The organism is Thalassospira mesophila, from assembly GCF_002115755.1.
GTDB lineage: Bacteria > Pseudomonadota > Alphaproteobacteria > Rhodospirillales > Thalassospiraceae > Thalassospira > Thalassospira mesophila.
The window spans coordinates 798718-813586 of sequence record NZ_JFKA01000001.1 but is presented as its reverse complement, the minus strand read 5'-3'; the positions used below and the strand labels follow the sequence as shown (position 1 = coordinate 813586).

The window sequence follows — 14869 nt, the reverse complement described above, 5'->3', positions numbered from 1 at the left end:
CGGGCTATAAACCCTGGTCTCCCAATCTTGCATTTCCGAACCAGCCTTCCCACAAGGGCCGGTCATTCGCAAATGCAATTGGATTATAGAGGGCGAGATCATGACGAGTCCAACGGCTTTCAAGATCAAGCCCTTGAAAAAGAACACCCCGGCCAACAGACCGGGGTGCAAAAAATCGCAGCGCAGCATTGCGGATCAAGCGTTTGCCGGGGTCCAGCGCAATACAGGCTTGCGGGCAGCGGCTGTTTCATCCAGCCTGCGACGCGGTGTTAAATAGGGTGCATTTTTGAAGAATTCCGAATCCCCGGCCTCGGCCTTGGCAACCAACGACAAAACAGCATCGCAGAACTGATCAATCGATTCTTTGGTTTCGGTCTCGGTCGGTTCAATCAAAAGGGCACCATGAACGACCAGCGGGAAATACATGGTCATCGGATGGAAGCCTTCATCAATGATCGCCTTGGCAAGGTCCAGGGTTGAAACACCGGTCCCTTTAAGGAAGTCATCATCAAACAGGGCTTCATGCATGCAATAGCCGGGATAGGCGACGCTAAGCTTGGTTTTAAGGCGTGCCAGCAAATAGTTGGCATTCAAAACCGCATCGCCCGATGCCTGACGCAACCCGTCGGCCCCGTGGCTTTTCATATAAGACAGCGCACGCACAAACATGCCCATCTGGCCATGAAAACCTTTCAGGCGGCCAAACGGCTTTTTGCCGTCTTTTTCATCGGCAGTTTCCACCAGATGAAAGCCGTTTTCGGTTTTAACCACATAGGGGATCGGCGCAAACGGTGCCAAGGCATCGGAAAACACCACCGGCCCCGAACCCGGCCCACCGCCGCCATGCGGGGTGGAAAAGGTTTTATGCAGGTTGATATGCATGGCATCAATGCCAAGGTCTGCCGGGCGGACCCGACCGACAATGGCGTTGAAATTCGCCCCGTCGCAGTAAAAATAACCGCCCGCCGCATGGACCAGATCGGCGATCTTGCGCACGTCACGTTCAAACAACCCGCAGGTATTGGGGTTGGTCAGCATGATACCGGCCACGTCATCGCCCAGTTTGGCTTCAAACGCGGCCAGATCAACGCGACCATCCGCCGTGGCGGGGATCGAGTCTACGGTAAAGCCACAGGCAGCGGCCGTGGCAGGGTTGGTGCCATGTGCCGATTCGGGCACCAGCACCCGACGGCGGTTTTCGCCGCGCGCATCAAGGGCGGCACGAATGGCCATCATGCCGCACAGCTCGCCCTGCGCGCCCGATGCGGGCGACATGGCAACCGCAGGCATGCCGGTTAACACCAGCAGCCAATGCGCGCACTGGTCAATCAGTTCCAGCGCACCTTGAACGGTACTTTCGGGTTGCATCGGGTGCAAATCGGCAATGCCGGGCAAGCGGGCAATCTTTTCGTTCAGGCGCGGGTTATGCTTCATGGTGCAAGACCCCAGCGGGAAGAAACCGGAATCAATGCCGAAATTCTTCTGGCTCAGACGGGTAAAGTGCCGCACCACTTGTGGTTCGGACAGGCCCGGCAGGCCAATGTCGCTGTCGCGTTCAAGGCCGCCCATGCGGCTTTTGACCGGCTCGGGATCGGGCAGGTCAACGCCGGAACGTCCAGCTTCGCCCTGTTCGAAAATCAGCTTTTCTTCAAGAACAAGGCCACGATTGCCAGTGTGGGTCTGAAACGTCATGCCAGCACCTCCTTAAGGGCGGCGGCAAGGGCCGCGATGTCTTCGTCGGTGTTGGTTTCGGTCGCGGCGACCAGCATGAACGCGCCCAGATCATCGCGGTTCGGATACAGGCGCGATAACGGAACCCCGCCCATAATGCCGCGCGCCACCAGGGCTTCAACCACTTCTGCTGCCGGTTTTGCCAGCTTGACGGTAAATTCGTTAAAGAAGCTGTCATTGACAACCTCAACCCCGGCAACGCCGTCAAGCGCATCGGCGGTTTTAACCGCACGTTCGTGGTTAATCGCGGCCAGTTTGCGATAGCCATCTTCGCCCAGCAGGCTCATATGCACCGTAAAGGCCAGCGAACACAGGCCCGAATTGGTGCAAATGTTCGAGGTCGCCTTTTCGCGGCGGATATGCTGTTCGCGGGTCGACAGGGTTAACACAAAACCGCGCTTGCCATCCTGATCGACAGTTTCGCCGCACAGGCGGCCGGGCATCTGGCGCACCAGCTTGCTGGTGGTGGCAAACAGGCCAACATATGGCCCGCCATAGCCCAGCGCATTGCCAATCGACTGGCCTTCGCCACAGACAATATCGGCGCCAAAGCTGCCCGGTGATTTGATGGCACCAAAGGCCACGGCCTCGGTAAACACCACAATCAAAAGCGCGCCCTTGGCGTGGCAGGCATCGGCCAGTTTGGTGTGGTCGTCAAGACGGCCAAACACATCGGGATATTGCACCACGACACAGGCGGTCTGATCGTCGATCAGATCATCAAGTTCATCGGCAGTTGCCTGGTGTTCCGGGTGGCCATCGCGACCGGCAAGCTCGGTATCGCTGTACTGGCAATAGGTTTCGGTGACTTCGCGGTAATGCGGGTGCAAACCACCTGACAAAACCGCCTTTTTACGCCGGGTGGCGCGGCATGCCATCAGCACCGCTTCGGCACAGGACGTTGCCCCGTCCCACATCGATGCGTTGGCGACATCCATATTGGTGATCGATGCGACCTGGGTTTGAAATTCAAACAGGTACTGCAACGTGCCTTGGGCAATTTCAGGCTGATAGGGGGTATAGGCCGTTAAAAACTCGCCGCGCTGAATGATATAATCCACCGTGGCAGGAACATGGTGCCGATAGGCCCCGGCACCCAGAAAACTGGGGGCCGATGCCGTACCCATGTTTTTGGCAGCCAGTTTGACCATATCGCGTTCAACCTGCATTTCACCCAAATGGTGTGGCAGATCGACCGGCTCTTTAAGCAACGCACCGTCAGGCACGTCGCAATACAGGTCATCGACCGAGCCAGCGCCGATGGTTTCAAGCATCGAGGCCCGGTCTGCCTTGGTCAGCGGAAGATAGCGCATTAGTCCTCCAGACCTTCGACAAATGCCTTGTAACCGGCTTCGTCCATCAGATCGTCAAGCTGGGAGGCATCAGACATTTTGATTTTAAAGAACCAGCCGTCATTTTCCGGCGATTCGTTAACCAAAGCCGGGTTGGCGTCGAGTTCTTCGTTGGCTTCAACAATTTCGCCGTCAACCGGGGCGTAAACGTCGCTGGCGGCCTTGACCGATTCAACAACTGCCGCGTCGCCGTCTTTGGCCAGCTTTTTGCCGACTTCGGGCAGTTCGACATACACAATATCGCCAAGGGCCTGCTGGGCGTGGTCGGTAATACCAACCGTTGCCACATCGCCGTTAATTTCAAGCCATTCATGTTCTTTGGAGAATTTTTTAGCCATTTTGATTTGTCCCTGCAAATATGGTTGTCTGCTTAATTCTTGCTGCGTTTTGAACGCAATACGGCGCAATCAGCCCCGGAAATAACGGTGCGGCGCAAAAGGCAACGCAACGATTTCAGCCGGGCGGGCCTTGCCACGGACCATCAGGTCCACCTTGGTGCCCGGCTCGGCAAATTCAATTGCGACATAGCCCATGGCAATCGGCGCATCGACGGTGGGGCCAAAGCCGCCACTGGTGATTTCGCCAATGTCGTATCCATCCTTGTTAAGCACCATCGTATGTTCACGGGCGGGTGCCTTGCCTTCGGGTTTAATCCCGACGCGTTTACGGTCTGCCCCGTTGGCAAGCTGGTCGAGAATGATATCTGCGCCCAGAAAGCCGCCTTCTTCGCGGCGACGCTTGTTGATAATCCAGTTCAGATCGCCTTCCACCGGGGTGGTGGTGGTGTCGATATCGTTGCCATACAGGCACAGCCCTGCTTCAAGGCGCAGCGAATCGCGCGCGCCAAGGCCAATCGCCTCGACCTCGTCTTCGGCCAGCAACAGGCGGGCCAGCTTTTCGGCTTCGGTATCGGGCACTGAAATTTCAAAGCCGTCCTCGCCGGTATAACCCGAACGGGTGACAAAACACGGAATGCCGGCAATATCGATTTCAACAAAGGACATGAATTTAAGGCTGGCAACATCCGGGGCAAAACGCGCCAGAACGTTGGCGGCTTCGGGGCCTTGCAACGCCATCAGGGCACGATCACTGAGTTCTTGCAGCTCGACGCCGTTATCAAGGTTGGCGCGCATATGCACAATGTCGTCATCCTTGCAGCCTGCATTGATCACTAAAAACAGGCTGTCGCCCGCATTGGTAATCATAAGGTCGTCAAGGATGGTGCCGTCATCATTGGTGAAGGCGGAATAGCGGGTCCGTCCCGGCTTTAAAACCGCAATGTCGCCGGGAACCAGTTTTTCCAGCTCGGCAACGCGGTTTTCGCCCACCAGGCGAACCTGGCCCATATGCGATACGTCAAACAACCCGGCCTTGGCACGGGTGTGAAGGTGTTCGCCCTTAACCCCTAACGGATATTGCACCGGCATGGCATAGCCCGCAAACGGCACCAGTTTGGCACCAAGTTCAACATGCAGGTCATAAAGGGCTGTTTTATATAGATTTTCGGCTTGTGGGTCCGCCATTAGGCTCTCCGTGACAGTCGTTGCGAAACATAGCCGACCCCTGGTCAACCACATCCCCCTCTGTCTTGGAGCCTGAAAGAATCACCATTTCTGGCACCAAACTGGCACCAGATCCGGCTTACATCTTCGGCGAGGCGCACATGTAAAAACCATGCCGCCTGCTTTCCAGAGTCCCATCTCCCCGCGGTCCGTTTGCCTGAAAGTTTCCGGGGAGGTTGCTCCTTCGGCGTCCGCGCTATCATTATGAAATGACCGCAGAACTCTCCCACGGGGGTCACTTGGGTATCGGCTCTTATACGGATTGTCGGGCCATTGCACCAGTCAAAACATCACACATCCGCCCCGTGGCGGGCATAATTTATAACCGGTCCAATGGCGCGCAATCGTTATTTATTGGCAAAAGTACGGTTATAATCGAGCTGATCGTGGCTTAACTGAAAGCCCATGTAAATTTCATAATCCGGGCCGTAATTAACGTCGGCCAGCGGCACATGCAAAGACACCTGTTCGTCGGTGTAACGCACCCGGTCGGCATCCTTGGGGAAGGTCAGATCAACATCGAAAACCGATTTTTGCACAAATTCGCCACCCGGATTTTTCAGCGCGACAAAATATTGCAGATGCTGCGAGCGATCAGATGCGGCCGGGCCCATCCGGGCGGAAAATTTCGGGCTGATCAGGATATCAAGTGTTTTGTCTTCGAGATCATAGCTGCATTCGCCGGTATAACCTTCAAAGCCTGCTTCAAACACCACATCGGTCAGATCGCGGCCTTTTTCGCGAAACTCGGTGATCTGGGCGGTGTCGCTGGGCAGGAAGGTGCGCGGGCATGCCGGCACAGGCGTTTCGCCAAACGGATCCGTCCCGCAGGCCGCAAGGCCCGCTGCCATCAAAACCACACCAAGCGCACTTGCGCGCCGCAGATTGCATGCAATCGTCATCAAAGCCTCATTGATCAGACACGCCGAATTCACCCGGCACCGGTAGTTGCGCGCAGTCTATGCTGTTGATCTGCCCGGCACAACCCGTTGCAATGCACATTATGCAATGCACACCATCCCGCCGCCCCCGGCACCGGGCCAACCCGGTGCGAAAAGCACAAACAGGTGTCGCAAACCGCATCGTTGGGGGCAATATATCAACGCGCCATCATTGCACCTTTGGCGCAGGCGCGTTATGTAACCGGAAATACCTGTTAACCTGATACCGGCACAAACCGGTGTCCTTTGCATTTTCGAGGCGGTGCCGATGCCCGACAAAGCGGACCTTCACATTCTGTTGGCCAACCCGCGCGGTTTTTGCGCCGGGGTGGACCGTGCCATTGAAATCGTTGAAAAGGCGCTGGTTAAATATGGCGCCCCGGTTTATGTGCGCCACGAAATTGTCCATAACAAATTCGTCGTTGATCGCCTGCGCGATATGGGGGCCGTGTTTGTTGATGAACTTGATGCCGTGCCCGATGGCGTGCCGGTGATATTTTCGGCCCATGGCGTGCCCAAATCGGTGCCGCAAGATGCAGATCAACGCGCCCTGCATTATCTTGATGCGACCTGCCCGCTGGTTTCAAAGGTTCACCGCGAGGCCGAACGCCACCACGCAGAAGGCAAGCACATTTTGCTGATTGGTCATGCCGGGCACCCCGAAGTTGTCGGCACCATGGGCCAGTTGCCCGAAGGCAGCATGACCCTGATTGAAACCGAAAGCGATGCGCAGACCGTGGCAGTTGCCGACCCGGAAAACATTGCCTTTGTCACCCAGACGACCTTGTCGCTAGATGACACCGCCAAAATGATCGCGATTTTGCAAGGCCGCTTTCCGACCATTTCGGTGCCGAAAAAAGAAGACATTTGTTACGCCACCACCAACCGCCAGCACGCGGTAAAAATGATTGCCGAACGTGCCGATGCGATTTTGGTATTGGGTGCGCCCAATTCATCAAACTCCAACCGGCTGGTTGAGGTTGCCAAACGTGAAGGCTGTGCGGTTTCGGTGCTGGTGGAACGGGCGCGCGATATTGACTGGTCGAAACTGCAAAACATCAAAACCCTTGGCATTACCGCCGGTGCGTCGGCACCCGAAGTGCTGGTCGAGGAAGTGATTGATGCCTGCCGCGAACGTTATAAAGTCAGCGTTGAAACCATTACCCTGACCGATGAAAACGTCACTTTCAAACTTCCCCGCGAACTTGCCAGCTAAGGAAATACGTGCCCATGGCCGTCTATACCGATGTGTCCGATGAAGATATCGCCCGTTTCGTGGCTGAATACGACATCGGCAAAGTCGTTTCGTTCAAGGGCATTGCCGAGGGCGTTGAAAACACCAATTTCCTGCTTCATACCGATCAGGCCCCGTTTATTTTAACCCTGTATGAAAAACGGGTTGATCCCGATGATCTGCCGTTTTTTCTGGGTTTAATGGACCATTTATCGTCCAAGGGGTTAAATTGCCCGACCCCAATCCATGGTACTGACGGGGTTGCGTTGCGCCGCCTGTGTGGCAGACCCGCCGCAATTACATCGTTTTTACAAGGCATGTCGCCGCGCCGGGTGTTACCGCACCATTGTGCCGGGCTGGGCAATGCGCTGGCAAAACTGCATATAGCAGGGCAGGATTTTGACTATTACCGCCCCAATGCCCTGTCGGTAAAGGCATGGCGCCCGCTGTTTGACAGTTGCGGCAATGACGGTGCCAATGATGTGATGCCGGGTCTTGGCGACATGATCCGCGGCGAGCTGGACTTTCTTGAAGCCAACTGGCCGGCCAAACTGCCCGCCGGGGTCATCCATGCCGATTTATTTACCGACAATGTGTTTTTCTTTCCCGGTCAGGATGATGTTTCGGGCCTGATTGATTTTTATTTCGCCTGCAACGATGTGCTGGCCTATGACGTGGCCATTTGCCTGAATGCCTGGTGTTTTGAACCCGATAACAGCTTTAACATCACCAAGGCGCAAAACCTTTTGGCAAATTATAACCGGGCCCGCCCGCTATCGGCCGATGAAATTGCCGCCCTGCCCATTCTGGCACGCGGGTCGGCACTGCGGTTTTTGCTGACCCGTCTTTACGACTGGATCAACACGCCCCAGGGCGCGCTTGTAACCCCCAAAAACCCCCGCGAATATATTAACAAGCTGCGGTTCCACCAGAAGGTGCGATCCGCTGGCGACTATGGCTTTGGCGACAGATAACCCCATGACACAAGACGATAAAGATACGGTCACCATTTTTACCGATGGCGCGTGTAGCGGCAACCCCGGCCCCGGTGGCTGGGGGGCAATTATGCGCTTTCGCGGGGTGGAAAAAGAACTTTCGGGCGGCGACCCTGCCACCACCAACAACCGCATGGAAATGATGGCGGCAATTTCGGCGTTAGAAGCCATCAAACGCCCGTGCAATGTCGATATTTATACCGACAGTTCCTATGTCCGCGATGGCATTACCAAATGGGTGTTTGGCTGGCAAAAACGCGGCTGGAAAACCGCCGATAAAAAGCCGGTTAAGAATGTGGAATTATGGCAGCGCCTGCTTGAAGCATCGCGCCCGCACACCATTGAATGGCACTGGGTTAAAGGCCATGCCGGGCACCCCGAAAACGAACGGTGTGACGAACTGGCACGGATGGCCGTGCCCCGTTAACGTCATATCCGTGTTCATTTGCAAAAAGATGGTGCGAAAATTCATCTGATTACAACTCTTTAAAATGGCGCTGGATATTTTTTTTATTCGTATGATCAAATTATATGTCTAAAATCAATCTTGTGCTTCGCCGTGTCGCAACTATGCGATACAAGTTAAGTACGGGGGATGGGTATAGAGTACACATCCGGATGGGGGCCAAATACTGACCAAAAGACTAGGTCAGTCAGGAGGATGAGTTGCCGCACGGGTCTTACGGCTTTTTGCAGCGAAAATCGCTTAGCAGTCGGCTGCTGTTTATTGCGCTGCCGCTCGTGGCCCTGTGCTGTCTGATCCTGTTCGTTATTTTTGGCTATGCCAGCTATATCGTCCTGCGCGACGATCTTAATGAAAAAATCGAACAAACAGCCGATATCAATGCCCGCGTTCTGGCAACGCCGTTCTGGTATCTTGATGTTGATAATATTGAATCAGCCTTGAACGCCATGAGCCGCGACCGCGACATTGTTGCCGTGCGCGCCCTGGGTGCCGATGGCACCGAATTTGCCCGCACCGGCGCATCGCAGGGCGACCTCAACGATACATTGCGCCTGTCGCGCCGGGTTTATTTTGAACGCAACAATGTGCGCCACGATGTTGGCGAACTGGTAATTTACTTCACCGAAGCCCGCGTGCGCGAGCTTTTATGGCGCCGGATCCTGATTGATCTGATCCTGTTTGCCTTGCTGATTGCGGTTGTCACCGCCAGCCTGCTGATTGCCAACCGCCGCTCGATCAAGGAACCGCTGTCTCGGCTGTTGCATTCCATCCGCATGACCAAACATGGCCGCCTGCGGCGCCCGGTGGAATGGAACAGCGTCGATGAACTTGGCCTGCTTATTCGTGAATATAATGAAATGGTGGCCTTGCAAGGCCAGTCACAGGAAGAAGCCCAGCGTAAACAGGCCCTTTTGGAAGCGACCTTGCATAATATCGGTCAGGGAATATGCCTGTTTGATCAGGATTTGAACCTGATGGTATGGAACGAACGCTATATAGAGCTTTTGAACCTGCCGCGCGACCTGGTTAAGGAAGGCACGCCGCTTTCCGATATTTTGCGCTTTAATGGTGAACGCGGCGAATATGGCGAGGTCAGCATCCCCGCCCTGATTTCAGACCGGGTTGCCATTGCGCGGCGGCGTGAACCTTACCGCATGGAACGCACCCGGCCCAATGGCCGGGTTGTGCAGGTCGACCATAACCCGATGCCCGGGGGTGGTTATGTTGCCACCTATACCGATATTACCGAACGCAAACAAACCGAAGCCCGCATGCGCCACCTTGCGGTGCATGACGTGTTAACCAGCCTGCCCAACCGCACCTTGTTTTTGGACCGGCTGCGTCAGGCGTTGCTGTCGGCGCGCCGGTTTCAGCGCGGTGTAACCGTTTTGTTTGTGGATCTGGACCGGTTCAAGGACATTAACGACCATTTCGGCCATGATGTCGGCGATTTGATGATTCAGGAAATGGGCCAGCGCCTGTCGCGTATTATTCGCGATTCGGATACCGCCGCGCGTTTGGGGGGCGATGAATTTGCCATTATCCAGACCGATGTTCAAAACATCGAAGACACCATTGTTCTGGCCCAGCGCATTATTGACGAGCTGGCACAACCGTTTGATTGCCGGGGCATTCGCCTGCATTCAACCGCATCGGTCGGCATTACCCTGTTCCCCGAGGATGGCGACAACCCCGAACAGCTGGTTAAAAACGCCGATATGGCGATGTATGCCGCCAAGGCCGAAGGCCGCAACAATTACCGTTTCTTCCTGCCCTCCATGCATGAGCGGGTTAAGGAGCGCAAAACCATCGAAGAAGATTTGCGCAACGCGCTGGATTTCAACCAGCTTGAACTTTATTATCAGCCCAAGGTGGATTGCCAGACCGAACAGGTGGTAGGGGCCGAAGCCCTTGTGCGCTGGAACCACCCGGAACGCGGCCTGATTTTACCCGGCGAGTTTATTTCGGTGGCCGAGGAATGCGGGTTAATCAACCGTTTGGGCGCGTGGGTGTTGCGCGAAGCCTGCAAACAAACCCAAATCTGGCGCGAAAACGGCATGCCCGATTTGCGCATGGCGGTTAACCTGTCGCCCGCCCAGTTTCAGGATGCCGAACTGGTGCGCACCGTCACCCAGACGCTGCAAACAACCAAATTGCCCGAAGGCACGCTGGAACTTGAAATTACCGAATCGATCCTGATGAACAACCCGGAAAAAGCCGTTTCCACCCTAAAGGAACTGAAAAAACTGGGTGTTGGCATTGCGATTGACGATTTTGGTACCGGGTATTCATCGCTGAATTACCTCAAACGTTTCCCGGTGACCTCGATTAAAATCGACCGGTCCTTTGTCAATGACATCAATGTTGACCCCGACGACAAAGCCATTGTCGACGCCGTAATCGGCCTTGGCCACAGCCTGTATCTTGATGTGGTTGCCGAAGGTGTGGAAGAAATCGAACAGCTGAAATACCTGCAAAAAAAGGGCTGCGATTTCATTCAGGGCTTCCTCTTTTCCAGACCCCTGCCGGTACCGGTTTTTGAAAAATGGGTTCTGGAGCGGGCGGCAAAATACAAAGCCGCCATGATCGAAGCGGAAATCGTTAACGGCGAAGACTAATCAGATTTCATTGCTGGCAGCCGTTCTTATCAGCAACGTTTCTCCGTTCCCCGTACCCGTCGCCCGCCTTCTTGGCCCTGCCCCACCTTGCCCTATATCTTTGCAATGTGCCCCCTGTTGATACACCGTATTTGCATGCACACGCTGCCACATGGCATGCCTTGGCAAAGCTAAGGTAGAGTTCATCACAATCGCAAAATATGGTGCGAGACCATCGTCACCATTGGCGACGAATCACCAAAATGCTGCGGGGAGCATACGAAGATACCCGGCAAAAACATCTCTCGCCGGGTTTGCCGAGTGTCGTTGTGGTCAGTAAATCGTTACCGGGTCGTGATGGTCGCCGCCAATTTCGTCTTCGGCATCGGCTTTGCGATATTGATCGACCCGGCTTTCCACCAGTTTGACCATATCGGTCATAATGGCGACCAGCTGGTAATCCTTGGGCGTGTAAACAGCCACCACCCCCATTTGGCGCAGCACCAGCACATCGCCTTCGGGGATAATGCCCCCCACCACCACCGGAATATGCCCCGCCCCGGCATCGCGCAGGCCGCGCACCACATCGCGCACCAGCGCCACATGCGAACCTGACAAAATCGACAAACCAACAATATGAGCATTATTGGAAAGCGCATTTTTCACCAGATCATCCGGTGTCCAGCGAATGCCGTCATATAACACATCAATTCCGGCATCCCCGGCCTTCATGGCAATTTGTTCGGCCCCGTTGGAATGGCCATCCAGCCCCGGTTTGCCAACCAGCATTTTCATCCTTGTGCCCAAACGGGCCGATACCGCATCCACCTTGTGGCGCAGGTCGGTCATTTTGCCATCGGCCCCGTCATCATCGCTTAAAATGATCGATGTCACCCCGGTCGGGGCGCGGTATTCGCCAAACACATCGCGCAGGGTTTGCGCCCATTCGCCGGTTGTCACCCCGGCATGGGCACAGGCGATGGAGGGTTCCATAATGTTGTCGCCCGCGCGCGCGGCCTGTTCGAGTTTTTGCAAGCTGGTTGTTACCGCATCGCCATTACGGGTGTCGCGCCAGCGGGCCAGTTTTTCAATCTGTTCGCTTTCGGCCATGTCATCCACCGTCATAATCGACTGGATGCCATCAACGGTTAAGGGCGAAGGTTCGGTTTCGACAAAGGCGTTTACGCCGACAATGCGGGTGACATCGTTTTCAATATCAGCCAACCGTTGGGCATTGGCGCGCACCAGTTCGCCCTTCATATAGCCGCTATCCACCGCCGCAATCGCCCCGCCCATGGCATCAATTTTTGCCAGTTCGGCCAGTGCCCCCTGTTTTAACATCGCCACCTTGCGCTCTATCGCCGGGTTGCCATCAAACAGGTCTTCATATTCCAGAAGGTCGGTTTCATAGGCCATGATCTGTTGCAGGCGCAACGACCATTGCTGATCCCACGGGCGCGGCAGCCCCAGTGCCTCGTTCCAGGCCGGAAGCTGCACAGCGCGCGCGCGGGCGTTTTTCGACAACACCACCGACAACATTTCAATCAAAATGCGGTATACATTGTTTTCAGGTTGCTGTTCGGTCAGCCCCAGTGAATTCACCTGCACGCCATAACGAAACCGGCGGAATTTTTCATCGCTAATGCCATAACGGGTTTGGGTAATTTCATCCCATAGCTCGCAAAACGCCCGCATTTTGCAAATTTCAGTAACAAAACGAATACCGGCATTCACAAAAAACGAAATTCTCCCCACCACCTGGCCAAATTCATCCTCGGGCACCTGGCCCGAGCTGCGCACGGCATCCAGCACGGCAATGGCGGTTGCCAGGGCAAAGGCCAGTTCCTGTTCCGGCGTCGCCCCGGCTTCCTGCAAGTGATAGGAACACACATTCATCGGGTTCCATTTTGGCACCTCGCGATAGGTAAAGGCCGCCACATCGGTGATCAGTTTCAAACTGGGGGCGGGCGGGAAAATATAGGTCCCGCGCGACAGATATTCCTTGATGATGTCGTTTTGGGTGGTGCCTTGCAAATCGGCGCGTTTCACCCCCTGCTTTTCCGCCACCGCAATATACAACGCCAGCAACCATGCCGCCGGGGCGTTGATGGTCATGGATGTGTTCATTTTATCAAGCGGGATGCCGTCAAACAGGGCTTCCATATCGCCCAGATGTGACACCGGCACCCCCACCTTGCCAACCTCGCCGCGTGCCAGCACGTGGTCGGAATCATACCCGGTCTGGGTAGGTAAATCGAACGCCACCGACAGGCCGGTTTGGCCCTTGGCCAGATTTTGCCGATAAAGCGCGTTTGAGGCCTGGGCCGAACTGTGCCCGGCATAGGTGCGGATCAACCACGGGCGGTCGCGTTTCGGCGATGTTGCAGTGCGTGTGCGATCTGTTGACATGGCGACCTCGCGTACATTTGTTGCTTAAACGCTTTCCGATTATTTCGCGAAAACGTTCTTAAATTACCCACTAGACATTCACTGGGTAATTATATAACAATTTGTGCAACGCGATAAAAGCGAAATTACGCAATGCAGTGAAACCAAAGCGTTACACGCCATTGCCAACGGGGACTCGCCCAATGTGGCGTTTCCCTTGCCGACAAGTCGTTATTCCGTGCCGCACGCGGCCCGAAAAAGGAGTGAAGGCCATGAACACCGCCGCTGAGATTGCACCACACCGGGGCGGACCGGACGTCAAAGACCTTTATGACATTGGCGAAATTCCGCCGCTGGGCCATGTGCCAAAGCAAATGTATGCCTGGGCCATTCGCCGCGAACGCCACGGCGACCCTGATACCGCAATGCAGTGCGAAGTGGTCGATGTGCCGGTTCTCGACTCGCACGAGGTACTGGTGCTGGTGATGGCGGCCGGGGTTAATTACAACGGTGTGTGGGCGGCCCTGGGCAAACCGATTTCGGTGTTTGACGTTCATAACGAGCCCTTCCACATTGCCGGGTCCGATGCCTCGGGCATTGTCTGGGCGGTCGGCTCAAAAGTCACACGCTGGAAAGTCGGCGATGAGGTTGTCATTCACTGTAATCAGGATGATGGCGATGACGAGGAATGCAATGGTGGCGACCCGATGTTATCGCCCACCCAGCGCATTTGGGGTTATGAAACCCCTGATGGCTCCTTTGCCCAGTTTACCAATGTGCAATCGCAACAGTTAATGCCACGCCCCAAACACCTGACATGGGAAGAAAGCGCGTGCTACACGCTGACACTGGCGACCGCCTATCGCATGTTGTTTGGCCATCGCCCGCATATTTTGCGCCCCGGCCATAATGTGCTGGTGTGGGGGGCTTCGGGTGGCCTTGGGTCGATGGCGATCCAGTTGATTACCACTGCCGGGGCCAATGCGATTGGCGTTATTTCCGACGAAAGCAAACGCGAATTTGTGCTGGGCCTGGGGGCGAAGGCCGTGATCAACCGCAAGGATTTTGATTGCTGGGGCCAGCTTCCCACCGTGAACGGGCCGGAATTTGGCCCTTACATGAAAGAAGTGCGCAAATTTGGCAAGGCGATCTGGGATATTACCGGCAAGGGTGTCGATGTTGACATTGTGTTTGAACATCCCGGCGAACAGACATTTCCCGTATCGTGCAATGTGGTCAAACGCGGTGGCATGGTGGTGTTTTGTGCCGGTACCACCGGCTTTAACCTGACATTCGATGCCCGTTTTGTCTGGATGCGGCAAAAACGCATTCAGGGCAGCCACTTTGCCAATTTAAAACAGGCGGCACAGGCCAACAAACTGGTGATCGAACGCCGGATCGACCCCAGCATGTCGGATGTGTTTTCGTGGGAAGATATTCCGCGTGCCCACATGAAAATGATGCGCAACGAACACAAGCCCGGCAACATGGCGGTGCTGGTGCAGGCCAAACGGCCGGGGATGCGCACGCTGGAAGACGCAGTCGAAGGATAAATCCCACATGGCGGGCGATGATGGTTTGGTTCCCTCGACACGCATCCCTT

General features: G+C 55.4%; 11 protein-coding genes and 2 riboswitches. Of the genes, 5 read left to right on the top strand and 6 right to left on the bottom strand.

Going from position 1 to position 14869, the window contains the following annotated elements; translation table 11 throughout:
* Positions 1–195: 195 nt before the first annotated feature.
* The 5 genes from gcvPB to TMES_RS03575 all read right to left on the bottom strand — a co-directional run bounded on the left by gcvPB (position 196) and on the right by TMES_RS03575 (position 5547).
* Complete coding sequence (gcvPB, locus tag TMES_RS03595) at positions 196–1692, bottom strand: aminomethyl-transferring glycine dehydrogenase subunit GcvPB (RefSeq protein ID WP_085579433.1); 1497 nt, start codon at positions 1690–1692, stop codon at positions 196–198.
* Positions 1689–3044, bottom strand: a complete 1356-nt coding sequence (gene gcvPA, locus TMES_RS03590; protein WP_085579431.1) for an aminomethyl-transferring glycine dehydrogenase subunit GcvPA — start codon at positions 3042–3044, stop codon at positions 1689–1691. Before gcvPA ends, gcvPB begins: the two co-directional genes overlap by 4 nt.
* On the bottom strand, positions 3044–3421 hold the full coding sequence (gene gcvH, locus TMES_RS03585) for a glycine cleavage system protein GcvH (RefSeq protein ID WP_085579874.1): 378 nt from the start codon (positions 3419–3421) through the stop codon (positions 3044–3046). The genes gcvPA and gcvH overlap by 1 nt, the downstream gene beginning before the upstream one ends.
* A gap of 69 nt (positions 3422–3490) precedes the next feature.
* Entirely contained in the window at positions 3491–4606 is a 1116-nt protein-coding gene (gcvT, locus tag TMES_RS03580; RefSeq protein ID WP_085579429.1) for a glycine cleavage system aminomethyltransferase GcvT, read from the bottom strand.
* Between the two features lie 58 nt (positions 4607–4664).
* Positions 4665–4777: riboswitch (glycine riboswitch) on the bottom strand.
* A gap of 3 nt (positions 4778–4780) precedes the next feature.
* A riboswitch (glycine riboswitch) is annotated at positions 4781–4884 on the bottom strand.
* Between the two features lie 108 nt (positions 4885–4992).
* The gene (locus tag TMES_RS03575; protein WP_085579427.1) at positions 4993–5547 is read right to left on the bottom strand and encodes a hypothetical protein; all 555 of its coding nucleotides are present in this window, start codon (positions 5545–5547) and stop codon (positions 4993–4995) included.
* 307 nt (positions 5548–5854) lie between these two features.
* Here TMES_RS03575 and ispH point away from each other — a divergent pair, with 307 nt between their 5' ends.
* The 4 genes from ispH to TMES_RS03555 all read left to right on the top strand — a co-directional run bounded on the left by ispH (position 5855) and on the right by TMES_RS03555 (position 10899).
* Positions 5855–6802, top strand: a complete 948-nt coding sequence (gene ispH / locus TMES_RS03570) for a 4-hydroxy-3-methylbut-2-enyl diphosphate reductase (RefSeq protein WP_085579425.1) — start codon at positions 5855–5857, stop codon at positions 6800–6802.
* Between the two features lie 14 nt (positions 6803–6816).
* Complete coding sequence (locus TMES_RS03565; protein WP_085579424.1) at positions 6817–7794, top strand: homoserine kinase; 978 nt, start codon at positions 6817–6819, stop codon at positions 7792–7794.
* Between the two features lie 4 nt (positions 7795–7798).
* Complete coding sequence (gene rnhA, locus TMES_RS03560) at positions 7799–8242, top strand: ribonuclease HI (RefSeq protein WP_085579872.1); 444 nt, start codon at positions 7799–7801, stop codon at positions 8240–8242.
* 239 nt (positions 8243–8481) lie between these two features.
* Complete coding sequence (locus TMES_RS03555) at positions 8482–10899, top strand: putative bifunctional diguanylate cyclase/phosphodiesterase (protein WP_245835187.1); 2418 nt, start codon at positions 8482–8484, stop codon at positions 10897–10899.
* A gap of 312 nt (positions 10900–11211) precedes the next feature.
* Here the strand turns inward: TMES_RS03555 and TMES_RS03550 are convergent, their stop codons facing one another.
* Positions 11212–13287, bottom strand: a complete 2076-nt coding sequence (locus TMES_RS03550; protein WP_085579422.1) for a protein meaA — start codon at positions 13285–13287, stop codon at positions 11212–11214.
* 251 nt (positions 13288–13538) lie between these two features.
* Here TMES_RS03550 and ccrA point away from each other — a divergent pair, with 251 nt between their 5' ends.
* Positions 13539–14819, top strand: a complete 1281-nt coding sequence (gene ccrA, locus TMES_RS03545) for a crotonyl-CoA carboxylase/reductase (RefSeq protein ID WP_085579420.1) — start codon at positions 13539–13541, stop codon at positions 14817–14819.
* Positions 14820–14869: the final 50 nt, after the last annotated feature.

Bases quoted from the DNA above. Each gene is read 5' to 3' on its own strand.
- gcvPB (WP_085579433.1), bottom strand. From the start codon at position 1,692: ATGACGTTTCAGACCCACACTGGCAATCGTGGCCTTGTTCTTGAAGAA.
- gcvPA (WP_085579431.1), bottom strand. From the start codon at position 3,044: ATGCGCTATCTTCCGCTGACCAAGGCAGACCGGGCCTCGATGCTTGAA.
- gcvH (WP_085579874.1), bottom strand. From the start codon at position 3,421: ATGGCTAAAAAATTCTCCAAAGAACATGAATGGCTTGAAATTAACGGC.
- gcvT (WP_085579429.1), bottom strand. From the start codon at position 4,606: ATGGCGGACCCACAAGCCGAAAATCTATATAAAACAGCCCTTTATGAC.
- TMES_RS03575 (WP_085579427.1), bottom strand. From the start codon at position 5,547: ATGACGATTGCATGCAATCTGCGGCGCGCAAGTGCGCTTGGTGTGGTT.
- ispH (WP_085579425.1), top strand. From the start codon at position 5,855: ATGCCCGACAAAGCGGACCTTCACATTCTGTTGGCCAACCCGCGCGGT.
- TMES_RS03565 (WP_085579424.1), top strand. From the start codon at position 6,817: ATGGCCGTCTATACCGATGTGTCCGATGAAGATATCGCCCGTTTCGTG.
- rnhA (WP_085579872.1), top strand. From the start codon at position 7,799: ATGACACAAGACGATAAAGATACGGTCACCATTTTTACCGATGGCGCG.
- TMES_RS03550 (WP_085579422.1), bottom strand. From the start codon at position 13,287: ATGTCAACAGATCGCACACGCACTGCAACATCGCCGAAACGCGACCGC.
- ccrA (WP_085579420.1), top strand. From the start codon at position 13,539: ATGAACACCGCCGCTGAGATTGCACCACACCGGGGCGGACCGGACGTC.